Here is a 21,642-nt window from a genome sequence, read left to right as displayed (position 1 = left end):
GCCACCATGGGGAGAAGGCGTTGATGGTCTCAGGCCGCGAGGAGCTGACGCAGAACGTACTGTAAGATACCGCCATTTCGATAATATTCAACCTCATCGAGGGTATCAATGCGGCAGAGTAAATCCACACAGTCAGTCTCTCCACTGGAACGCAGGATCTCTAAGGTGACCTTCATTCCTGGTTCCAGACCTTGGGACAGTCCCGTCAGGTTAAACAGTTCGCTGCCATCGAGATCCAGGGTTTTGCGATTAACCCCTGCCGGAAACTGCAGCGGTAATATCCCCATTCCCACCAGATTAGAGCGATGAATCCGCTCATAGCTTTCAGCGATAACAGCCTGAACCCCCAACAGTCGCACGCCCTTCGCGGCCCAATCCCGAGAGGACCCCGTTCCATATTCCTTGCCTGCAATGACAATTAACGGTACGCCCTCGGCCTGGTACTGCATGGCCGCATCAAAGATGGACATCTCGGTGCCCTCGGGCATGTGCCGGGTCACTCCGCCCGCTGAATCAGGCACCAGCTCATTGCGCAGGCGAATGTTGCCAAAGGTGCCTCGCATCATCACTTCGTGGTTGCCGCGCCGTGACCCAAAGGAGTTAAAATCAACGGGCACCACATTGTTCTGCACTAAATAGTCTCCCGCTGGGCTTGCGGCCTTAATGGCGCCCGCTGGTGAAATATGGTCTGTGGTGATGCTATCTCCCAAGAGGGCAAGCAAACGTGCCCCTTGAATGTCTTCAATGCTTTCCCCCTCCACCTTTGCGCTCATACCTGTAAAAAATGGTGGGTTCTGAACGTAGGTGCTCTCTGACTGCCAGGCATAGGTTTGACTCTCGCTGGCAGCAATCTTTTGCCAGGCCGTATCCCCGGTGAACACGTTGCTGTATCGACTGCGATATAGCTGGGGCGTGAGGGCGCCCTGCAGCACTGATTTAATTTCCTGGCTGCTGGGCCAAATATCTTTTAAGAAAATATCCTGCCCATCGCTGCCCTGTCCCAGGGGTTCATGGAGTAAATCAATACCGAGATTTCCGGCGATGGCGTAGGCTACCACCAGGGGCGGAGAGGCTAAGTAGTTGGCTTTGGTATGGGGACTGACGCGCCCCTCAAAGTTTCGATTTCCAGACAGAACTGCGCCCACCACCAGATCCTCGGCATCAATGGCCTTTACGATGGGATCGGGGAGTGGACCGGAGTTTCCAATGCAGGTGGTGCAGCCGTAGCCCACCAGGTTAAAGCCCAGCGCATCGAGATCTTCTTGGAGTCCGGCCCGCTCTAGATAATCTGAAACTACCTGACTGCCTGGAGCCAGGGAGGTCTTTACCCAAGGCTTAACCGCGAGTCCCAGCGCTCTGGCTTTGCGGGCTACCAGTCCCGCCGCCAGCATGACGGAGGGATTGGAGGTGTTGGTGCAGCTGGTAATGGCGGCAATGACGACATCGCCATCTCTGAGGCTGTAGGAGGCGTCCGCCACCGGCACAGAAAAGGCCGGGTCATAGGCGCGATCGCTAAAGCTGGGAAAGTCCTGCGTGCGAAACTGCCTGGCGACATCGGCAAGCAGCACCCGGTCCTGGGGGCGTTTAGGTCCGGCCAAGGAGGGTTGCACAGTCCCGAGATCTAAGGCCAGGGTGTCGGCGAACATGGGCACAGGGCTCGCTGCATCACGCCACATTCCCTGGGCCTTGGCATAGGCCTCCACCAGCTGAACGCGATCTTCATCTCGTCCTGTAAAGCGCAGATAGTCAATGGTTTCTTGGTCAATGGGGAAAAATCCACAGGTGGCGCCGTACTCCGGAGCCATGTTACTAATGGTGGCGCGATCAGCCAGGGAAAGATGATCCAAACCATCCCCATAAAACTCTACAAACTTCCCGACGACCCCTTGGGCCCGCAGCATCTGAGTTACGGTCAGCACCAGGTCGGTGGCGGTGGCGCCCTCGGGCAGCTCACCTGTTAACTCAAATCCCACCACCTCAGGAATCATCATGGAAATGGGCTGGCCCAGCATGGCGGCCTCAGCTTCGATGCCTCCGACCCCCCAGCCTAAAACTGCAAGGCCATTAATCATGGTTGTGTGGCTATCAGTGCCCACCACGGTATCCGGGTAAGCCAGGGTCTGGTCTCCTTGGGACTTAGTCCAAACTACCTGGGCCAAGTACTCCAAGTTTACCTGGTGACAAATTCCGGTTCCAGGCGGGACCACGCGAAAATTGTCGAAGGCTGCGGCACCCCAGCGGAGAAATTCGTAACGCTCTGCGTTCCGCTGAAATTCTCGAGTCACGTTGACTTCGAAGGCCTCGGCATTCCCGGCTACGTCCACCATCACCGAATGGTCAATCACTAAGTCCACAGGCGAGAGTGGATTAATTTTGTCGGGGTCATCGCCGAGGCTGACCATGGCATCGCGCATTGCGGCCAGGTCCACCACCGCCGGGACTCCCGTAAAATCTTGCATGAGCACCCGTGCTGGGCGATAGGCGATCTCACGACTGGGGGCATTCGGCTGTAGCCGGGCCGCGATCGCCCGCACATCATCAGCCGTCACCGTTCTTCCGTCTTCATGGCGCAGTAAATTTTCCAATAGCACCTTTAGACAAAAGGGAAGTCGACTTAAGTCCCCCAGTGCAGTTTCTGCCGTGGGCAGACTGTAGATCTGATAGGTTTTATCCCCCACGGTAAGGGTTTTCTTGGCGTTAAAGCTATTCCCCTGACTCATGACCCCTCTGACCCATATTTCTAAATTTCACATTGAACTTGCACGGCGAACTGGCGTGGCAATTACCATTTCAGGAGATTGAACGCCTCCATATCAATGGTGTCCCGGTTGCGGTAAATCGACAGAATAATGGCCAGACCCACCGCTGCCTCCGCTGCTGCCACTGTAATCACAAAGATCGTAAATACCTGACCGTGAATATCCTGTCGGTCCAAAAAATTCGAAAAGGCAATGAGATTGAGGTTGACGGCATTTAGCATCAGCTCAATGGACATCAGAACGCGAACTGCATTTCGACTCATGACCAGACCGTAAATCCCGATGCAAAATAAAGCAGCGGCAAGCAGTAGATAAAATTGAAGCGGCATAGCGGCAATTAGTGACCAGGAAATAAACTAAAAATTAAATTACGAGACAGGCTCCTTCGGGCGTTCGGGTAGCTCCAGAATCGGTGCGTTCTGCTCACCCACCACCACATCTTCGACCCCAACAACATATTCACGACGGGCCAACACCACAGCGCCAATTAAGGCCATCAACAGCAAAATGGATGCCAGCTCAAAGGGGAGAAGATAATCTGAGAAAAAGTGCAGTCCCAGCGCCTCTAGGGTCGATTCTGGGGGAGCTACGGTTGGGTTCACATTCCAATCGGTCCGTACCAGCATGACCGAGAGCAGGACAAACAGGCCAACGCAGACCAGTGCGGTGCCTCCTTTGCGAATCCATCGTCGGGGAAGGGGTTGAAAGTCTTCTCGCTTGTTGACCAACATGATGGCAAAGAGGATGAGGACATTGATGGCCCCCACATAGATCAGCACCTGAGCTGCAGATACAAAATCTGCATTCTGGAGTAAATAAATGCCCGCAATACCCACAAAGACTGCTCCCAGCGTGAAGGCAGAGTAGACAATATTTTCGAATAAAACCACGCCTAGCGCTCCGGTTAAGACCAGGGCCGCTAGAATGATGACCGTAATTAGCTGAACGCCTTCGGCAATAGTCACGGAATATTACTCCTCACTGCTGGACTGGGACTGTGGGGCAGCCGCCACAATTTCTTGAGGGGATTGACCCGCACGACGCGCTTGGTCGTAGGGAACCTCATGGCCTGTCAAGTCTCCCTCAGGTAGATAAGCAAACTGACGAATGGGCGTCACCATCGGATCGTCGGTCACCTTGTAGGGCAAGCGGCCCATGGCCACATTATCAAAGTTCAGCTCGTGGCGATCGAAGGTGGAAAGTTCGTACTCCTCGGTTACGGACAGACAGTTGGTGGGACAGTATTCGACACAATTTGCGCAAAAGATACAAACCCCAAAGTCGATGCTGTAGGATTTTAGCTCTTTTTTCTTGATCTCCCGGTTCATCTCCCAATCCACCACCGGTAGATTAATTGGACAAACGCGGACGCAAACCTCGCAGGAGATACATTTATCAAATTCAAAGTGAATCCGGCCCCGAAAACGCTCCGAGGGAATCAGCTTTTGATAGGGGTACTGCACCGTGACCGGGCGCCGGCGCATGTGGTCAAAGGTGACTGAAAGCCCCTGACCGATATATTTTGCGGCCTGCACCGTTTCCTTCGCATAACCGCCGACTTTATTGAGAAACTTCAGCATAGGAATTTGATTGCTCTGCAAATGTGGCCATAGAAAAGCGTTCTGAAAATCCTGACTGGCAAGCTTGGTCCCTAACCGCCGAAGGCAACCGGAAGGGCTAGTTTGAGACCTGCCGTTAGCAGTAAGTTGACCAACCCCACGGGCAGTAGAAATTTCCAACCCAGATCCAGTAGCTGATCGATGCGCACCCGAGGTACTGTCCACCGCAGCAGAATGGCCAGAAATATGAAGAAGTAGGCCTTAAGTAGGGTCATGGTAATGCCTAACCCCCCCATGACCACTTGCAAAATTAGATTGTCAGACCCAATGCCGAGCCAGCCCGCAAGGGTCGCGATGGGAATGGGAAAGTCCCAGCCCCCAAAGTAGAGGACTGCAACCATCAAAGCCGACAGAACCAGGTTCACGTAAGACCCAACGTAAAACAGACCGAACTTCATTCCGGTGTACTCAGTCTGGTAACCGGCCACCAGTTCCTCCTCTGCCTCCGGTAGGTCAAAGGGAATTCGCTCACATTCTGCCAAAGCCGCAATCCAAAATAGCATCAGCCCCACAGGCTGACGCCAGACGTTCCATCCTAGGATTCCATAGCCAGACTGCTGCTGAACAATATCCACAGTGCTGAGACTGTTGGACATCATGACGATTGCCAGCGCCGCCAGGGCTAGCGGAATCTCGTAGCTGATGGATTGTGCCGCAGCCCTCAGCCCGCCTAACAGAGAGTACTTATTGTTCGACGAGTAGCCTGCCATCAGAAGGCCAATGGGGGCAATGCTCGATAGAGCAATCCACAAAAAGATGCCAATCCCCACATCGGAAATTAGCAGGCGCTGACCAAAGGGCACAATCAAATAGGACAAGAATACTGGGATCACCACCAAAATTGGCCCCAGGGTAAAGAGCCAGGGGTCGGCGTTTGCGGGAACAACATCTTCTTTAAAGACTAGCTTGGTGCCGTCTGCCACTGGCGCCAGAATACCGAGTGGCCCAATAAACTCTGGACCAATCCGCTGCTGAGCGGCTGCGGAGATCTTTCGCTCAAGCCACACTGAAACCAAAACGCCAACCGTGGCCCCGATGAGCATCAACAGCATGGGCAGGGGCATCCAGAGAAGCTTGGCAACACCGGGGGCGAGTCCCATGTCAACCAGAGTCTGGGTGAAGTTCTGCTGGAGATCAATGCTGGGGTTCATTGTCCCGAATTGTGAAACCATTCTTTATGTAACTTTTTAATGCTTTACAGTATATCCCCATTTTGGGTGGACGCACCGCCGCTCATTTAGAATCTAAACCACTCCATGCGGCGAGGGTGTGCCTCGCTCGTGAATTGGAATGTAGGGCTGATTGTGATTCCCAATATATTCCTGAGTTGGACGAAAAATTCGATTGGCCTCAAGCTGTTCTTTCCAATGGGCGAGCCAACCGGCTACCCGAGCAATGGCAAAGATGGGGGTAAACAGGTCCGTGGGAATTCCCAGGCGGTGGTACACCAGTCCGGAATAAAAATCGACGTTGGGATGGACGCCCTTATGCCCCACTTTTTCGGCCACAACCTTTTCCAGCTCCAGGGCAATCTCGTAGCGGGAATCTCGGCCAAACTTATCAAAGAGCTGCTCCGCAAGTTTTTGCAAGATGGTGGCTCTGGGGTCTTTCACCTTATAGACTCGGTGGCCAAAGCCCATAATTTTTTGCTTGTTTACAAGCCGATGTTCTACAAAGGTGCGCACGTTGTCTACAGACCCGATGGTGTCTAGCATGTCGATGACCTCCTCGTTGGCCCCTCCGTGGAGCGGTCCTCCCAGGGTGCCGACTGCCGAGGCAATCACGGCATAGGGATCGGTGAGGGTAGAGGCTGTGACCCGTGCTGAAAAGGTGGAAGCGTTCATGGTGTGCTCAGCATGCAGGGTCAGACAGGTGTCAAAAATATGAGCGGACAGAGCATCCGGCTCTCGTTCGCTGAGCATATACAAGAAATTGGCCGAATAGCTCAAATCGTCGCAGGGGGGAACCGGATCATTTCCCTTGCGGATGTTCTGAAATGCGGCCACCATGGTCGGCAGCTTTGCTAGTAAGCGCACCACTGCCGCTCGAATGTAATCCGGGTCATTGAGGGCTCGCTTGGAGTAGAACAGGCCCAGGGCAGCTGCGGAGGCCTGCAGGGCATCCATGGGATGGCCCTTATCGGGAAAACACTTCATCATGTCCCGAATGCGGTACTTGATGCGGCGATGGTAGGTGATTTCATGTTCGAATTCCGCCAACTCCTCGGCGGTGGGAAAGGCTCCCCATATCAGCAAGTATGCGGTTTCTAAAAATGATCCCTGGGCCGCCAAGTCTTGAATAGGAACGCCTCGATATTCCAAAACCCCCTCAACCCCGTCCACATGGCTAATGCTGGATTGGGCCGCAGGTATACCTTCTAATCCGGGTTGATAATCGCAGCTGAACATCGGTCCTCACTTTTTGTCATTGAGCATTCTTGTAAACTTGGACTCTAAAGGTAGGGTCACAAATACGAAGGCCGCAGATGCAACGTCGTCGCGGTCAAGTCCAGTCTTCTTTTTTACTACTGCGGACAGAATAAATCTGTTCACGCCAATGAATTTCTCGGGTTTTTTCAAATAACGTGGAGTCTGTCAGTTTCCACCGGTTCATTACCTTATCCAAATCCGCTTGAATATCCCGGCCTCCCGGAAATCCCTGGTATCGAATCTTGAGTCGAGCTAGTTCAGCGAGATTTAGATCGTTGGCCTCTTCGCGCAAAAGTCGATCGGCAACCTGGCGATCGCGATTCCACTGGGGGTGCTGTTGATCCTTTTGATGAGAAGACTTGTCCATAGTGCATTATAGCTGAACCTTAAAAATCCACTCTGGATGGGAATGATCCCGATTCTCCGTGATGGCCGTGAGCTTGTCGCGGAGCAGCTGCGTTATGGGCCGATCTAAAGGGAGGGCATAGTTTTCAATTTGTTTCACCGGGGTGATTTTGGCAGCGGTTCCGCTCAAAAAGACCTCGTCAGCAATCAACAGTTCAGACTTGTCGAGGGGGCGTTCGATTACCTCGATTCCGGCCTCCTTCGCCAGCTGAATCACGCTATCGCGGGTGATTCCTTCTAAAATGTCTTGGTCAGCACCGGGGGTGATCAAGCAGCCCCGACGAACTGCAAAAATATTCATACCCGATGCTTCACTCACCTTTCCTTGGGCATTGAGCAAAATGGCCTCATCAAATCCAGACTCCACTGCCTCTGTCTTAGCCAGGGACGAGGTGATATAGGCTCCGCCTACTTTTCCTCGCAGAGGCAGACTGCGATCTTCCTGGCGACACCAAGAGCTAAACCGACAGCTGACTCCGTCCGGGGACAGGTAATCTCCTAGTTCTATGCCGTAGATCAAAAAATTCTTTTCAATGTTGTGCAGGCGAGGCGCAATTCCTAAATCTGAGGTGTATACCAGCGGACGAATATAAAAAGACGACTGGGGCCGGTTTTTTTGCACAAAGGTTTCAATGGTGGATTGAATGGCCTCGGCACTCAGGTCGTAGTTTAGGAACTTAGCACTCTGGCTAAGGCGCTGGCAGTGGCGATCGAGGCGAAACAGAAGAATTTGATTGCGCTGATGCGGATCGGGGATGCCTCGCAGTCCGCCAAAGGCAGAGGTTCCGTAGTGCAGAGCATGGGTGGCAATCGAGAGGGTTGCCGATTGAAACGGGATAAACTGATTTTGAAAGTAAGCGATGTCAAGAAATTGGTACATGAAGGCAATCGCGATGGGAAAGCTTTGATTTTGAGCCGTTGAGCGCCATTCACTGGATTGCGCATGGCAGGGCTGGCCCAAAGATCGCCCTTCACCAGCCTAGGAGACGAGGGGAAACCCTGGCAAGCTTTTCTTGAGAGCACCTGGAGGTAGAAATAAAGATGAATATGGACGTCCCCTTTGCACCTGTGGTGGTTACCGCTGCCCAGATGCAGGCCATTGAGGCGCGGATCTTTTCCCACGGGATGCCCGTTGCTGCGCTAATGGAAAAGGTGGCCCAACGGATTACCCAGCGTATCCAACAGCGCTATCCCCTGCCGCAATTTCCCCGCGCTGCCATTTTGGTGGGTCCTGGGCACAATGGGGGAGACGCCCTAGTGGTGGCCCGCGAACTGCATCACCGGGGCTACCAGGTCCAGATGCATCAGCCGGTCTCCACCTTGAAGCCCCTGACAGCTGATCACGCCCGCTATGCGCAGCATTTAGGTCTCTCCTTTTGTCAGAATTCCCAGGATTGGCTCGCTGCGGATTTTATCGTGGATGGTCTCTTTGGTTTTGGCTTGACGCGGCCTGTGAGCGGCGCACTTGCGGATCTCGTGGCGGTGATCAATCAATCCTCTGTGCCCGTGGTGAGCATTGACCTGCCCTCGGGCCTTCACACTGATTCTGGAGCCGTGTTGGGAACGGCGATCGCTGCCCGCCACAGCTATTGCCTTGGACTTTGGAAGCGAGCCTTTTTTCAAACTGCCGCGCTCCCCTACCTGGGACAGGCAGAGCTGATCCCCTTTGATATTCCAGCCCTGGATCAGGCGGCCATTCTCAGTCAATCCGCCCCGATTCAGCTCATTACGCCCTCCTTGGTTCGCCAACTGCTCCCCTGGGATCGTCCCCCTGCAGCCCACAAGTACCAGGTGGGATCGCTGCTGCTCATTTGTGGATCCCAGCAATATCCGGGGGCGGCCTTGCTCTGTGCCCGATCTGCGCAGGCCAGTGGAGTCGGCATGCTCTACGTTGCGGTTCCGCAATCACTTCGGCTCTGGGTCGTCTCCCAAATCCCAGAGGCGGTGGTGATTGCCTGTCCAGAAACTGACACCGGAGCGATCGCCGCGCTGCCGTCGGACATTCACTGGGAGCGCATTGATGCCATTGCTCTGGGACCCGGTCTAGGAGACTCTCCCATTGTGCCGGCACTGCTGGCTGTGGATAAACCGCTGGTGCTGGATGCCGATGCGTTGAACCAGCTTGCCCAGATGCCGGTTGAGGCCACGCTCCAGGCTCGATCCTCTCCCACCCTATTGACGCCCCATGGTGGTGAGTTTAAGCGACTTTTCCCAAGGGAGGCAGAGAGGAATGGAGATCTAATGAACTGCGTTAGGGATCTTGCCTCTCAACTGCATGTCGTACTTGTGCTCAAGGGGGCAAAAACCTTCATTGCAGGTCCCGATGGCTGTCTCTGGATCAATCCTGAAAGTACGCCAGCCCTGGCCCGCGGGGGAAGCGGGGATGTCCTGACCGGCTTGATGGGAGGGCTGCTAGCGCAGCATCCTCAACCGGCAGCGTCCTCCGGCTGGATCACCCAGCTTGCCGCAACGGCTGTTTGGTGGCATGCTCAGGCAGGCTGCTTTGCAGCTCAGCGCTACAGTCAGCTCAGCGTCAGCCCCAGCTTACTGGTGGATACTTTAAAGGACAGCCTTGCTCACCTTCGCCTTGCTTAATCCGCCCATGAAGCCCAAGAAATTTACCAAGTCAAATCTGCCGGAAAAACAATGTCAGGTTTGTGGTCGTCCCTTTAGCTGGCGCAAAAAATGGGCCGATTGTTGGGAAGAGGTAAAATATTGCTCCGAACGCTGCCGTAGGCGACGTCAGAAACCTATTGATCCCCTCTAAGCCCCCTTGGGGAACAACGGGTTTGCCAGACACACAGGGGAATTTCCTGTTAAGGTGAGATCATTCACGCCATGGATCCCCAATGGATAGTCAGCAGCTTGCCCGCTATATTGAAGAAAATGACGGTCTCTCTAAGCCTTGGCTGCTCCTACAGCTCCGGCTCAGGAAGCTGCAGGAGCGTAAGTCTGAACTTTCCCCGGAGGACTATATTTGTGAGCTTGAGGAACTGCATCAAGCCCTCATGGGGCTTGGCGAATGGTGGGTTGGCCAGGAATCAGAGGTCTTTAACCCTGAGTGTCCATAAAACCTGAGTGTCCATAAAAAAAGAGAAGGGAACATTCCCTTCTCTTTCTGCAAGCGCTTTAATAATTCACCACACGAGTCCAGAATCCTAACGAATCTTCTTCGCCATGTTGCGGAACATATCCATACTGGTGTCCACCGGACGACGGGTGGGTGTGGGGGTCGAGGGGCTACTCTGACTCATTGACTCAGAGGCCTGATAGGTGGGGGTACTTTGGGTGTAGCTGCCACTTTGAGAAGAAGCCGCCGACGTTGCGCCACGCTGATCATAGGCGGAGACGGTTTTCTCAGAGGCGTCGATCACACCCCACCCCTTTGATTTTGCAAAGGTGCGCTTTACCTTCTTGGGGGTACGCATGTACTCAATGTCGCCCATGCTTTTAGCATCATCTGGCTCCAGGAAATAAGACTCAGATGAACCCCCTAGTCCCAAAAAACCTGCCATATGTATCCTTCCAAGAACATTAGAAATGTGAATTTATATAACTTATCTTAATCATAAACTCAACTTTTTTCAACTTTTCTTTCAAAAATCATATTGGCCATTTCCAGGACAGGGCTAGGGTTGAGCCTGTGAGTGATCCATTTCCCGCTGCTGCGCAGCGTTACGTTCTACTAAGCTATTTTCATTTGTTGATCCTGGGGGCCTGGGGCTTGGCGCCATGGGTAGGGCAGGGTGGAGCGCTCAGGGATCGATCGAGCCAGCCCACAGCTTGCTGAAGGCGCAATAGAGCCTCTTGGGGCTGATCCTTTAGCAAGAAGACAAGGGCTGCTGCACAATGCTCTAGGGCTCTGGCCTTTCGATTGGACTTGAGCCGGTGCCAGTCCTGGGATTGAATCATGAGCTTCGATGAGATCTGGGTGGCAAGATCGATCACCGTTGAGTGATCTGCAGGACCCGATGGAGAGGATGAAGGGAGAGGGGATGTCACAGAGTGCTCCTTGTGAGGACAGAGAACCACCCAAATTTTAGTGTAAAGCGCGAGGACAAAGTACAGCGTCGGTCGGCGGGGCCTGCTGCAGGAGGACTGCACTGGGCAGCGGTGGGGAATATTGTTAGAATTTGAAAGCCTATTCTACGGTGTTGGTGACTGCCAATAATGTTTTTTGATCTATGTTTTGTTCCTAAGGGAACCTGAAATTGTGCGATCGCGGTAAACCAGGCTCGCACCTGGAAACTTAAGATTGTCAAGAAGGTGCCCACCTGGTTTTTCCAGGTCTAAAACTGAGGCAGAACGGCACAGCGGAATAGACAACAAAAGGCTGGATCACAACCGTGATCCAGCCTTTTGTAAAATGGGGGCGGAGGGACTTGAACCCTCACGACCTTAACGGTCAACGGATTTTCATCCTCCTGCTGCTTTCGCAACGGCCCTGAGGCCTTGAGAATTGGACTCTCCCTTTACCCTCGCCCGTTGGGGCGGTGGGGTAGCTCCCGTCGAGTCTCTGCACCTTTCATGAAAGTAAGCGCCAAATGCTTAACCTCCGATGACTTGGCTCAGGATTGCCCTACTTAGGCTGTGATGGCCTAAACTTAGGTTTCCCTGAATTTGAGAGCATTCACTTACGCAATTCCTCACGCAAGGCTCAACTTACCTTAAGTCCGTAGCGTCTACCATTCCGCCACGCCCCCAAAAATCAAGCAGATCAACCATATCACCCCAGGATTCATCGTGGCAATGGTCCTCGTTGATACTCATCGCTGGGTAGAAGAGGGGGAGGGGCTATGCCAGAGGTCAACCGGAGGCTCAGGCAAAGGACTCCAGATAATCGCGGACCCGATTGCGGCGCTTAGGTTGGCGGAGTTTTTGCAGCGCCTTACATTCAATCTGCCGCACGCGCTCACGAGATAGATGCAGCACCTTGCCAATCTCTGCCAGAGAGTGAGTGTTGCCGTCTCCCAGTCCAAAGCGCATGCGAATCACGTCCTGTTCTCGGCTGGTTAACTCCGTCATGATGTCGTAGAGATCATTTTGCAACGACTCTCGCATCATCGACTCCTCGGGCGACATGGCTTCGGTTTCCAGTAGCTCGCCTAGCTCCGTATCCTTGTCTTTCCCCACCTTCGTTTCTAAGGAAACGGAGCGAGGCACCTTCATCAGCAGCTCCCGAATTTGTGGCGCAGTCATCTTGAGTTCCTTGGCCAGGTCATCGATGGTGGGGGTCCGTCCCATGGCCTGGGAAAGCTTTCGCTGCGCTTTTTTAATTTTGTTGAGTTTCTCGGTAACGTGGACCGGCAGACGTATCGTGCGGCTCTGGGTGGCGATTGCGCGGGTGATGCCCTGGCGAATCCACCAGTAGGCGTAGGTGCTGAATCGATATCCCTTGGTGGGATCAAACTTCTCCACGGCCCGCTCCAGACCTAGGGTTCCTTCTTGAATGAGGTCCAGTAGCTCCAATCCCCGATTTTGATATTTTTTAGCCACCGATACCACCAGGCGCAGGTTTGCCTGAATCATATGCTCCTTCGCGCGGGCACCCTCTTTGACAATGCGATCGAGCTCTGCCACCTCTAGTTCAACCACCGCAGCCCAGGCCTGTTTCCCCTTGGTAATCATGGGTTTGAGCCTCGCTGGATCCACCTGGGCCTCTTTGGCCCAGCGCTCTAAAGAGGGACGATGGCCTAAGGTGGCGGTGAGGCGATCGCGGGTTTCCAAGAGGTCAAGATAGTGTGTCAAGGCAGGATTGTCCTGGGCTTTGGCCTGCTCACGAGACTCCAGCAAGTTCATATAGCGCTGAACTTTCTGAGCCTCGGAGACTTCTTGGGCTCGGGTCAGAAGACTCACCCGCCCAATCTCTTGAAGGTAGAGCCGGACTAAATCAGTGGTGCCGCGAGGGCGTGCCGATTGCTTTTGCTCAGATTGCAAATCCATCTCGATATCGAGATCCCCATCGAGATCCTCATAATCTTCTCCAGTGCGAGATGAAGACAGGGAATCCGCCGCCTCGTCCGCTTGGACTAGGGGGGCAGATTCTAAAGCGTGATCGTCAAAAGTTTTGGGCATGTCTGGCATAGAAAGTTACCTGCGCCGTGTCTCAATTCGACTGGAGTGACATCCTTAGAGTTCCCAGAAAGAAAAGTATTGATTCACCTAAAGGGCTTCCTGGGCTTGGGTTGAAGCGAACAAAGGGATGGATTCCGCGATCGCCTTTGCAAGGGCATGGGGTTACTTTAGGGCGCCTCCCCCTCTTCCCAGGTGATCGGGATCCAATTGCTGCTGTGATCTTAATCACAACTTTCGGGCTCAGCGGATGGGGACTTCACGAGGATCTGGAAAAAATTGATAATAGATAGAATGTCAGCCCCTTAGTATTTGAACTCATATTGTCCATCCCTATGACCAGTCAGACTGTTATTCCCTCCACTCTGTTTCTCACTATTCTGTTGATGATCGGACTTTTCTTCTTTGTGCGGGCCTCGATTAAAGACAGAACCGAGCAGATGGAATGGGTCACAGATGCCCCAGGAGAGGAGGTTCTATCTCGGGTGGAAACTCTCTTGAAATCTCGGGCCTATACGTTGACCCAGGTCAAACCAGAGGAATCCACCGCAATTTTTGAAGGGTTGGTGCGGCCGAGTTTGGGTTTAGCCCTCCTATTAGTCTCTTTAGTGGCCTGTGGTCTGATGGCTTTCAGCATAGTCCTTTCCCTCTCAATGCCTTGGGTGGGGTTAAGGTTTTTAGGCCTGGTTTTGCTCTCGCCCTTGGCCGGTTTTTTTTACTGGCGTGGTGCTGAGCGGGTTGAGCAGGTGGTCGTTCAAATTGTCGCTCCCTCCCCCGACGCCTCACAGACGCCTCGCACTCAGCTACAAATTAGTGCTCATCGGGATGAGCTGCTGGTGCTTCAATCCGCTTTACCGTATCAAGTTGTGTAGTTTGTAAAGAATTCGGCTTGCGCTGAATCCCAATAGTGAGACACTAGGAAAGAATCAACGCTCGTCCATTGTTTGAGAATCTACAGACCTATGTTCAAATTACGTTCCTGGCTGTCTGCTGTTTTGGTCCTTTTGGCGTTTGTTTTAGTGAGCTGTGGAGGGCCTTCTAGGGTAGCGCTACCGACAACCTACGCCCCTGAACAAATTGAACAAATTCAGCTTTATGTTCCTAACATTTTGTCCGCGAAGGAGCGAATGTCCGAGCTTTACAAGGAAATCAACGAGCAGGATTGGCAGGAAGCCCAGGCCTTGATGCGGGGACCTCTGGGAGAGATGTTACAGCAAATGAAGTATACCGCTTCTCATCTACTGCCCGATGATCAAAAATCCGCTCAAGCTTCCACCAGGGCCGTGTTTGAAGATTTTATCGGCATTGATGCCGCTGCTGCTGCCAAAAATATCTATGATGCTCAGCGTCAGTACGACTCGGCGATGCGGGATTTAGATCGATTTCTCTCGGTTATTCCCGAGGAAGCCTTTGACTTTGGTGGTGATCAGGGAGAGCCAGAGGTTAACCTCAACGCTGAGGAATCAGCAGCAGAGGGCTAGACCGCCTAGTTTTTGAGGACTACTGGACGGGGCACCGTTTCCGTCTAGTCCTCAAAAAATCTCGACATTATCTCGACATTATGACGAAAGTGTGAGTTTTTGGCCCCTGGAAAACTCACACTTTTTTAATTCTGAACAACGCGATTAAACCCATGCGTATTGGAATTGTGGGGGGGGGCGTCGTTGGGGCTGCCATCGCCTACCACTTGAGTCAAAATCCTGCCTACACCATTCAGGTCTGGGAGGCGCGATCGCCCCAGTCCTTTGGATCAACCGGAGCTGCGCTGGGCGTTTTGATGGCCGTGATCAGCGGCAAGCTGAAGGGTCGGCATGTCCGGTTGCGTTTAGAAAGCATTCGCCTTTTTGATGAGTGGGTTGATTGCCTGCAGACTCAGACCCAAACCGAGCTTCCCTACAATCGGGCTGGCATTGTGCAGCTGCTATTTGATGTTGATCAGTGGGCCCGGTGGGAGAAGACCCAAGCGGCCCGGATCCGGAAGGGGTTCGAGCTAGAGCGCTGGACTCGGGCCGATCTGCTGGCCCGCTATCCGTTTTTAGATCAGGCCCGATGCTTGCAGAGCGGATCTGCCTGTGTGGGCGCAATTTATTCCCCCAGCGATCGCCAGATTAACCCAGTGGCCTTCACCCAGGCCTGTCGGCAGGCTGCCCAGGACAATGGTGTTCAGTTTTACTACGAAAGTACCATTCATCAACTCGTTACGCATCAAGCCACCGTCACGGCCCTACGAACAGAGTCCCTGGAGGTGCCCTTAGATCTGGTGATCCTGGCGGCTGGCCTCGGATCGACTCCGCTGACCGCCCAGCTCGCTCACCCCATTCCCCTTCGCCCTGTCTTAGGTCAGGCTCTACGGCTGCGCCTTCTATCTTCTGCCTGGCCGCTGCCCTGCCCCGTGATTACCGGCAATGATGTCCACTTGGTTCCCCTCACGGACCAAGAACTTTGGGTTGGCGCCACTGTGGAGTTTCCTGCTGCGGACTGCGCCCCAGACAATTCTCCTCAGGCTCCTGTGCCCGATGTCCAGCTTTTGAGGGCCGTTCAGGATCAGGCCATCGCCCTTTGCCCATCCCTGGCTGCATCAGAGGTCGTTGAAACCTGGTCAGGACTCAGGCCTCGCCCCGTTGATCGGACCGCGCCAATTATAGAGTGGCTCTCTCCTCTGGACAATGTGCTCTTGGCCACCGGTCACTATCGCAATGGTGTGCTGCTGGCACCCGTGACTGCGACCAAAGTAGCCGGGCTCATTGCCCAAAGATTTTCCTGATCCTTTGACCGACCCTTAGGGTCGCCAGGGAAATTGGCGGAAATTGGGAGGCCGTTTCTCCAAAAAGGCTTGTTTCCCCTCGTTGCTCTCTTCGTTCATGTAGTAAAGTAAGGTCGCATTGCCCGCTAGCTCCTGAATGCCGGCTTGACCATCACAGTCTGCATTGAAGGCCGACTTCAAACAGCGGATGGCCAGGGGACTTTTCTGCAGAATTTCCTGTGCCCACCGTACGCCTTCTGCTTCCAGCTGATCGACGGGCACCACTGTATTGACGAGCCCCATGTTCAGGGCTTCCTGAGCGCTGTACTGGCGACAGAGAAACCAAATTTCCTTAGCCTTTTTGGGGCCTACTAGCCGGGCTAGGTAGCTGGATCCTAACCCCCCATCAAAGCTGCCCACCTTGGGACCGGTTTGTCCAAAAATGGCGTTGTCCGCTGCAATGGTCAAATCACAGATAACGTGAAGGACGTGACCGCCCCCAATGGCGTAGCCTGCCACCAGCGCAATGACCACCTTGGGGAGGGAACGAATCAGTCGCTGAAGATCCAATACGTTCAGGCGGGGAATGCCATCGGATCCCACGTAGCCAGCATAGTCGCGGATGCTTTGATCGCCCCCGGCACAGAAGGCATACTTCCCGTCGTGATGGGGGCCAGCGCCGGTCAACAGGACTACACCAATCTCAGGGTCCTCGCGGGCATCCACGAAGGCCTCGTACATCTCAAAAACCGTTTGGGGTCGAAAGGCATTTCGCTTATGGGGACGATTGATGGTGATTTTTGCAATCCCATCGGCCTTGTGGTAGAGGATATCTTCGTAGTCCTTAGCAGCGGTCCAGCTGATGGTCACCATGTTTCCCTTAATCCTTTGGGCTGCACTGTGTAGGAGTGAGCCTATCGTAAAACCGGACCGGTCTTGGTAAAAGTCAACGGTTTGCAATAAACCCTTTCCCGGGATGCGCTCGTCCCTGCATTGACCTATGGTCCCTAAGCCGTTTCAACCTCAGTCATTTCAATGACGCGACCATCGTAGGTTTTGACCAGGAAGTTCATGGGTTTCTCCTGGCGGACCTTAAATTTGACGTAGCGTGACTGGACTCGCCGCAAAATTTGCTCCAGACATTCGCGATCAAAGCAAACGTGGCGCTGCTGATTGCGTTTGCCAACGCTAGCTCCGGGGATAACGTGAAGCTGGACATTTTTCTTAAGCTGGTACCACAGCCCATCTGCTTGGCTGCCTAGCGCGGCATTGCCAGGATTATTCAAGGTGGTGGGCATATAAATGGGATCGAGACTCGAGAGGCCCAGGGTCTGCTCGTAGTTGTGGTAGTAGTGCAGGGGAATGTCGGCAACCGGAAGTTGCAGATCCTGTTCGTAGAACTCCTGGGCGACCTTAATATCGGACACCATGAGGGTAAAAACCTTGGGGGCGCTGGAGAGAAACATCCACATGGCGCCTGCGTAAGCCACCAAAAGCATGACCATGACCCCCTGGGTCGAAAACAGACTGTCAAAAGGAAACATAGACTGAAATGGAATGGGATCGCGCTAAGGTTCATTTAGTATAGCGATCTTCGTTTCATGCAGCGTATTCTTGGGATTGATCCGGGGCTAGCCTCCCTGGGGTTTGGCGGGCTCCAGCTGTACCATACCCCCAAGGGCGATCGCCCCCAGCTTTTAGATTTTGGAATTATTCAAACCCAGCCCAAGACCCCCGTGGGCGATCGCCTGCAAACAATTTACGACGATTTGCATGCCCTCATTGACCAGATCCAGCCCACGCTAGTGGGCATTGAAAAGCTCTTTTTTTATCGCATGGGCAATACAATTTTGGTGGCCCAGGCCCGCGGGGTAATTCTTCTAGTGCTTAACCAGCGTAAGCTACCCGTGGTTGAATTCACCCCAGCGCAGGTAAAGCAAGCCCTGACTGGCTACGGCAATGCCGATAAGCTGGACGTGCAGCAAGCGGTTGCCCGTGAGCTGGAACTCGAGACCATTCCCCGCCCCGATGATGCAGCCGATGCCTTGGCTGTCGCCCTAGCCACCAGCTTTCAGATCAGGGGTTAAGCGGCGAGAAATTAGGCAAAAACTGATGCACAATCTGAAAAATCTGCTCTCGTTCCAGGTCTAGGGGAAGAATGTGATCGGATTGATGCAGCCAGTGCAGGGTCTTACAATCGCTGCCGAGTCGATCGTAAAGCTGCTGTGCTCCGTTGGGATGAACCACGCTATCGGCATGAGATTGAAAAATGAGTGTAGGGGTGGCAATCTCACCCAGTCGAGGCTTGAGGCGATCAATGAGCTGGTTGGTGCTGCGCACCGCGGCGAGGTTAAAGGTTTGGAAGAAGGCCGCGTTCAGTGCTGCTTGGCGCATCTGTGGGTCTCGAATCGGCAAGGTTAACCGGGGTAGATCAGACATGAGATAGCCCAGAGAATAGAGGTAGACCTCCGGGGGTAGCAGGTAATACCAGCGTCGGCGAATGAGCAAATAGGGCGCCATCAGGACCAAGCTGCTGATCTGGTTCTGGGGAAGATTCAAAACCAGGTTGAGCGCTAGCAGACATCCGGTGGAAAACCCAAGGATGCTCACGGACTGATATTGGGACGCTAAGGTTTGGTAGGTGTGCGCAACTGATCCATACCACTCTTCCCACCGGGAATTTGGCATTTTGTCTGCTTGCCGATCATGCCCTGGGTAGAGAAGAGCGCAGGTGGAATATCCCTGTTCCTGGAGCGATCGCGCTAAGGGTTGCATTTCGTAGACCCCACCTCCTAGCCCATGGAGCAGCAAACAGAGATGGCTGCCGTGGCGATCTCCCTGGGTGAGAAAGGGCTGGTTGTGCAGGTGAGGAATAGTCATAAACCTGGGGGCTGGGCCCTTTTGACTGTAACTTTGTGACTTTTGGTTGAAATAAAGCGAGGATTTAGAATTTAGCTTTAAGATTGCGGAGCGAGTATGCAGCATCGATCAAGGATTTGTCTCCATGTCTAAGGGGTTAACCGCATCCATCCTGCTTTTAATCTTGGCACTGTCAGCCTGCGGGAGTGAGGGAGGCAGTGGACCTTTTGAATCGTCACAGGGGGATCCGTCGCCAACAGATCTGTTGAGCCCTGAAACAGCCACAGTCTTGAGAGCGGGACAATTTGCCGACGCGGAGCGCCCCACCTCTGGCCAAGTTCAGCTTGCCCAGATCAACGAACAGGTGCATGTTCTTCTGGGGCAGGATTTTAAGACGGCTAAGGGCCCAGATTTACAGGTGGTTCTGCATCGGTCCTCGGATTTGTTAGCCCAGCTTGACCCCCCGACCTTTCCTTTACAAGAAGCGGATTACGTGGTGATCGGTCCCCTCCGAGGAACCCGAGGACCGCAAAAATATACAGTGCCTGCTAGCGTCAACCTCGCGGATTACGGGTCGGTCGCCATTTGGTGCAGGAAGTTCAATGCGACCTTTGGTGCGGCTAATCTGGAGTGACATCTACTCAGCCTGTACTTTTTGAATCGGGGGAATCCAAATCCCCGGCTCTGAAACCCTTCCCAGGCCTTGTGCAGTTGTTTGATGGTTGGCTGCAGCCCCTGAGACGGGAGCCTCACCCAGTTTGGGAAAGGCCTGCTTAGCCTGTGGCAGAGCAGGCAACGGTTACACTTCACTGGGAAATTTCCAGTCCGCGGGCAGGATATATTCTTGCTCAATCGAGCATCGGTCAATCCTACACTTCCGGCTATGGCACCAGTCCTGTATCTCTCGCAACGCATCGTTGTAGGCCTGGTGACAAGTTTCCATCCACTCAAACAAGGTTGCTTGTGGAGATGATTTCCAGGGGTGGATGTCTCCAGATGGAATCTAACCAGTTTATTCCACTGGATTGGATTTGACCCCACGACTGATCCACTCAATGGCAAGGGTGAGGCCTGAGAAGCATAGCAGTAAGAGCAGCACAGGCTGAAAACTATAGTTGCTCAACTCTTCCCTGAGCAACACACCCAGCCCGCCTGCCCCCACCAAACCCAGGACAAAGCTTTCGCGAATGCAAACCTCTAACCGGTAAAATCCGTATTGGGCAAAGCGGCTGCCGATGCGACTGAACAGCCCATAGACCAGACTACTCATCAGGGGAACGCCTGCATTTTGCAGGGCTTGCATTGGGGCTGCGGCGCAGTTTTCGATTTCCTCTGCAAACAGGCGCCCCATGACGCCTGCGTTGTGAAGTCCCAGGGCGATTGCACCGACGGTAATGCCAGGGCGCAATAGGTACAGCAAGACAAGGGCCCAAATCGGAGAAGGGATGGCCCGCATGAAAAGCAGAATACCGTGGGAGACTAAAATTCGCAGACGACGAGTGGGAGAAAGGACGCGGGGCAGATCGGACTTGCCCCAGGACCGTGCGGCTGACCAGGAAAGTCCAAAGGCGCCAAGGGTGGCAATGGCGATCGCTAAGCTGCCCATGGACAGGGTTTGAACCACTCCCCAGGGTAGGGCGCGAACCAGCTCTGGAGGCAACTGCACTGGAAAAAGCCGGGCTGTCATCTGCGCCCCCAGGTGGACCGTTGGCGGCTTCCCCAGCAAAGAGAGATCAGGGGCCAGGGAGACCCAGGCTGCTCCCGTCAGGGCCAGGATCACCGCCGTTAGGATGAGGCTGCCCCAGGCCCCGAGACCGGGTGAAGGGGCCTGGGGGGCCTGGGTTGGAGGCACGATCAGCCTTAAGGGATCCTTGAGGTGCATACGTGGGGGTGCCCTGATCCGGTGGCGACAGTGGGCACTCAGCAGGTCTACCATGCCATTGAGCAGCACGATAGCATAAAAGAGGGTCCAGATTTGGGCATAGCGTAACGATTGGAGGCTGAGCATCATCTGATACCCCAGCCCGCCAGCGCCAATAACGCCTAGAATTGCAGCCGATCGCAGGGAACATTCAAATCGATAAAAGCTGTAGGACAGCAGGCTTAGGCTGGCCTGGGGGAGAAGCCCATAGATCAGGGCAAGGGCTGGAGGGGCACCGCTTTGAAGAATCGACTGAAGCGCGGATTGGGGAGTGTCATCTAAAATTTCGGCAAAGATCTTGGCCACAATTGCGCCGTAGGGAATGGCGATCGCCAGGAGACCCACCAGCGGATCGAGTCCAAGCAGGTTGATCAAAAGCAGGCCCCAGATGACTTCATGCAGCGATCTCGGCAGGGCCAGGATCGCGCGTCCCCAGCGCTGAATCCCCCAGTGCGCCAGGCTGGGCGCCAGGGTGCTGATGATGACGTCCGAGGTCAGACTGGCGCCCAGGACACCCAGTCCCAGGCTCATGGCGGTGCCCACCAGTGCATAGCTCAAGGTGGTCCAGGTGGCCTGCAGGGTGAGGGTGAGGAAGGCCGGGGAAAGATCGGGGTGCCCGCTTGCCTGAATAAATGCCCAAAACTGAGGCCATCCGTAGGGGTTGATGACCTCGAAATCAGGCGCAAGCGCAATGGCCCCGGCCAGGCCCAGTATGATCAGCAGCCCGACGAGGTTTCGTAGGGTCGGAGGAAACCAGAACTGAAGTGGATGAATCTTGGGGGAAACAGCAGGCAATGCCAGGACAATGACAGGACGATAACCAGATCGGAACCAT

The 21,642-nt window shown here is 54.1% G+C and carries 23 protein-coding genes and 1 other RNA gene; 9 read left to right on the top strand and 15 right to left on the bottom strand.

Annotation, left to right across the window (positions count from 1 at the left end; genetic code table 11):
- Nucleotides 1-29: 29 nt before the first annotated feature.
- The 8 genes from acnA to QQ91_RS11190 form a co-directional block, all read right to left on the bottom strand.
- Entirely contained in the window at nucleotides 30-2,720 is a 2,691-nt protein-coding gene (acnA, locus tag QQ91_RS11225) for an aconitate hydratase AcnA (RefSeq protein ID WP_166275109.1), read from the bottom strand.
- Nucleotides 2,721-2,782: 62 nt separating this feature from the next.
- On the bottom strand, nucleotides 2,783-3,088 hold the full coding sequence (gene nuoK, locus QQ91_RS11220) for an NADH-quinone oxidoreductase subunit NuoK (protein WP_166275106.1): 306 nt from the start codon (nucleotides 3,086-3,088) through the stop codon (nucleotides 2,783-2,785).
- Between the two features lie 39 nt (nucleotides 3,089-3,127).
- The gene (locus tag QQ91_RS11215; RefSeq protein ID WP_166275104.1) at nucleotides 3,128-3,724 is read right to left on the bottom strand and encodes an NADH-quinone oxidoreductase subunit J; all 597 of its coding nucleotides are present in this window, start codon (nucleotides 3,722-3,724) and stop codon (nucleotides 3,128-3,130) included.
- A gap of 6 nt (nucleotides 3,725-3,730) precedes the next feature.
- Nucleotides 3,731-4,336 (bottom strand): NAD(P)H-quinone oxidoreductase subunit I, encoded by a 606-nt coding sequence (gene ndhI / locus QQ91_RS11210; RefSeq protein ID WP_250833340.1) that lies wholly within the window; start codon nucleotides 4,334-4,336, stop codon nucleotides 3,731-3,733.
- Nucleotides 4,337-4,410: 74 nt separating this feature from the next.
- On the bottom strand, nucleotides 4,411-5,529 hold the full coding sequence (gene nuoH / locus QQ91_RS11205; RefSeq protein WP_166275100.1) for an NADH-quinone oxidoreductase subunit NuoH: 1,119 nt from the start codon (nucleotides 5,527-5,529) through the stop codon (nucleotides 4,411-4,413).
- Nucleotides 5,530-5,622: 93 nt separating this feature from the next.
- Complete coding sequence (locus QQ91_RS11200; RefSeq protein WP_166275098.1) at nucleotides 5,623-6,786, bottom strand: citrate synthase; 1,164 nt, start codon at nucleotides 6,784-6,786, stop codon at nucleotides 5,623-5,625.
- A gap of 94 nt (nucleotides 6,787-6,880) precedes the next feature.
- Nucleotides 6,881-7,174, bottom strand: a complete 294-nt coding sequence (locus tag QQ91_RS11195; protein WP_166275096.1) for a DUF3288 family protein — start codon at nucleotides 7,172-7,174, stop codon at nucleotides 6,881-6,883.
- Nucleotides 7,175-7,180: 6 nt separating this feature from the next.
- Nucleotides 7,181-8,092 (bottom strand): branched-chain amino acid transaminase, encoded by a 912-nt coding sequence (locus QQ91_RS11190; RefSeq protein ID WP_166275094.1) that lies wholly within the window; start codon nucleotides 8,090-8,092, stop codon nucleotides 7,181-7,183.
- Nucleotides 8,093-8,253: 161 nt separating this feature from the next.
- On the opposite strand from QQ91_RS11190, the gene QQ91_RS11185 reads away from it, so the two are divergent.
- The 3 genes from QQ91_RS11185 to QQ91_RS11175 all read left to right on the top strand — a co-directional run bounded on the left by QQ91_RS11185 (nucleotide 8,254) and on the right by QQ91_RS11175 (nucleotide 10,283).
- Nucleotides 8,254-9,807 carry an NAD(P)H-hydrate dehydratase gene (locus QQ91_RS11185; protein WP_166275092.1) on the top strand — a complete coding sequence of 518 codons (1,554 nt, stop codon included), beginning with the start codon at nucleotides 8,254-8,256 and terminating at the stop codon, nucleotides 9,805-9,807.
- Between the two features lie 7 nt (nucleotides 9,808-9,814).
- Nucleotides 9,815-9,979, top strand: coding sequence for a DUF2256 domain-containing protein (locus tag QQ91_RS11180; RefSeq protein ID WP_166275090.1), 165 nt, complete (start codon nucleotides 9,815-9,817; stop codon nucleotides 9,977-9,979).
- Nucleotides 9,980-10,061: 82 nt separating this feature from the next.
- Nucleotides 10,062-10,283, top strand: coding sequence for a hypothetical protein (locus QQ91_RS11175; RefSeq protein ID WP_166275088.1), 222 nt, complete (start codon nucleotides 10,062-10,064; stop codon nucleotides 10,281-10,283).
- An 87-nt stretch (nucleotides 10,284-10,370) separates the two neighbouring features.
- Here QQ91_RS11175 and QQ91_RS11170 read toward each other — a convergent pair whose 3' ends face one another.
- Both QQ91_RS11170 and QQ91_RS11165 read right to left on the bottom strand, forming a co-directional pair.
- The gene (locus QQ91_RS11170; RefSeq protein ID WP_166275086.1) at nucleotides 10,371-10,727 is read right to left on the bottom strand and encodes a hypothetical protein; all 357 of its coding nucleotides are present in this window, start codon (nucleotides 10,725-10,727) and stop codon (nucleotides 10,371-10,373) included.
- 181 nt (nucleotides 10,728-10,908) lie between these two features.
- Nucleotides 10,909-11,160 carry a DUF6439 family protein gene (locus tag QQ91_RS11165; protein WP_375340947.1) on the bottom strand — a complete coding sequence of 84 codons (252 nt, stop codon included), beginning with the start codon at nucleotides 11,158-11,160 and terminating at the stop codon, nucleotides 10,909-10,911.
- Nucleotides 11,161-11,352: 192 nt separating this feature from the next.
- Here QQ91_RS11165 and ssrS point away from each other — a divergent pair.
- A non-coding RNA gene (gene ssrS, locus QQ91_RS11160) (6S RNA) lies at nucleotides 11,353-11,536 on the top strand.
- Nucleotides 11,537-12,030: 494 nt separating this feature from the next.
- Here ssrS and sigC read toward each other — a convergent pair.
- The gene (sigC, locus tag QQ91_RS11155; RefSeq protein ID WP_201277088.1) at nucleotides 12,031-13,287 is read right to left on the bottom strand and encodes an RNA polymerase sigma factor SigC; all 1,257 of its coding nucleotides are present in this window, start codon (nucleotides 13,285-13,287) and stop codon (nucleotides 12,031-12,033) included.
- A gap of 332 nt (nucleotides 13,288-13,619) precedes the next feature.
- Between sigC and QQ91_RS11150 the strand changes: the two genes are divergently transcribed.
- From QQ91_RS11150 to QQ91_RS11140, 3 genes are all read left to right on the top strand, one after another.
- Nucleotides 13,620-14,156, top strand: coding sequence for a cofactor assembly of complex C subunit B (locus QQ91_RS11150; RefSeq protein ID WP_166275080.1), 537 nt, complete (start codon nucleotides 13,620-13,622; stop codon nucleotides 14,154-14,156).
- Nucleotides 14,157-14,246: 90 nt separating this feature from the next.
- Nucleotides 14,247-14,765: a photosystem II protein PsbQ gene (gene psbQ / locus QQ91_RS11145; protein WP_166275078.1), complete on the top strand. Its 519-nt coding sequence runs from the start codon at nucleotides 14,247-14,249 to the stop codon at nucleotides 14,763-14,765.
- Nucleotides 14,766-14,917: 152 nt separating this feature from the next.
- Entirely contained in the window at nucleotides 14,918-16,048 is a 1,131-nt protein-coding gene (locus QQ91_RS11140) for an NAD(P)/FAD-dependent oxidoreductase (RefSeq protein ID WP_166275076.1), read from the top strand.
- Nucleotides 16,049-16,063: 15 nt separating this feature from the next.
- Here QQ91_RS11140 and menB read toward each other — a convergent pair whose 3' ends face one another.
- Nucleotides 16,064-16,900 carry a 1,4-dihydroxy-2-naphthoyl-CoA synthase gene (gene menB / locus QQ91_RS11135; protein WP_201277087.1) on the bottom strand — a complete coding sequence of 279 codons (837 nt, stop codon included), beginning with the start codon at nucleotides 16,898-16,900 and terminating at the stop codon, nucleotides 16,064-16,066.
- A 134-nt stretch (nucleotides 16,901-17,034) separates the two neighbouring features.
- On the bottom strand, nucleotides 17,035-17,571 hold the full coding sequence (locus QQ91_RS11130) for a VOC family protein (RefSeq protein ID WP_166275074.1): 537 nt from the start codon (nucleotides 17,569-17,571) through the stop codon (nucleotides 17,035-17,037).
- 57 nt (nucleotides 17,572-17,628) lie between these two features.
- Here QQ91_RS11130 and ruvC point away from each other — a divergent pair, with 57 nt between their 5' ends.
- Nucleotides 17,629-18,114, top strand: a complete 486-nt coding sequence (gene ruvC / locus QQ91_RS11125) for a crossover junction endodeoxyribonuclease RuvC (RefSeq protein ID WP_166275072.1) — start codon at nucleotides 17,629-17,631, stop codon at nucleotides 18,112-18,114.
- Here ruvC and QQ91_RS11120 read toward each other — a convergent pair.
- A complete protein-coding gene (locus QQ91_RS11120; protein WP_166275071.1) occupies nucleotides 18,104-18,907 on the bottom strand; it encodes an alpha/beta hydrolase in 804 nt (267 codons plus the stop codon). The two genes, ruvC and QQ91_RS11120, sit on opposite strands and share 11 nt — an antisense overlap.
- Nucleotides 18,908-19,031: 124 nt before the next feature.
- On the opposite strand from QQ91_RS11120, the gene QQ91_RS11115 reads away from it, so the two are divergent.
- Entirely contained in the window at nucleotides 19,032-19,520 is a 489-nt protein-coding gene (locus tag QQ91_RS11115) for a DM13 domain-containing protein (RefSeq protein WP_166275069.1), read from the top strand.
- Nucleotides 19,521-19,898: 378 nt separating this feature from the next.
- On the opposite strand, the gene QQ91_RS11110 is transcribed toward QQ91_RS11115, so the two are convergent.
- The gene (locus tag QQ91_RS11110; RefSeq protein ID WP_166275067.1) at nucleotides 19,899-21,602 is read right to left on the bottom strand and encodes a PhnE/PtxC family ABC transporter permease; all 1,704 of its coding nucleotides are present in this window, start codon (nucleotides 21,600-21,602) and stop codon (nucleotides 19,899-19,901) included.
- Nucleotides 21,603-21,642: the final 40 nt, after the last annotated feature.

The organism is Lyngbya confervoides BDU141951 (assembly GCF_000817775.3).
GTDB classification, from domain to species: Bacteria; Cyanobacteriota; Cyanobacteriia; order Thermosynechococcales; family Thermosynechococcaceae; genus Lyngbya; species Lyngbya confervoides.
Note: the sequence above shows the minus strand (reverse complement) of the source record. Positions and strands in the feature narration are given on the sequence as shown.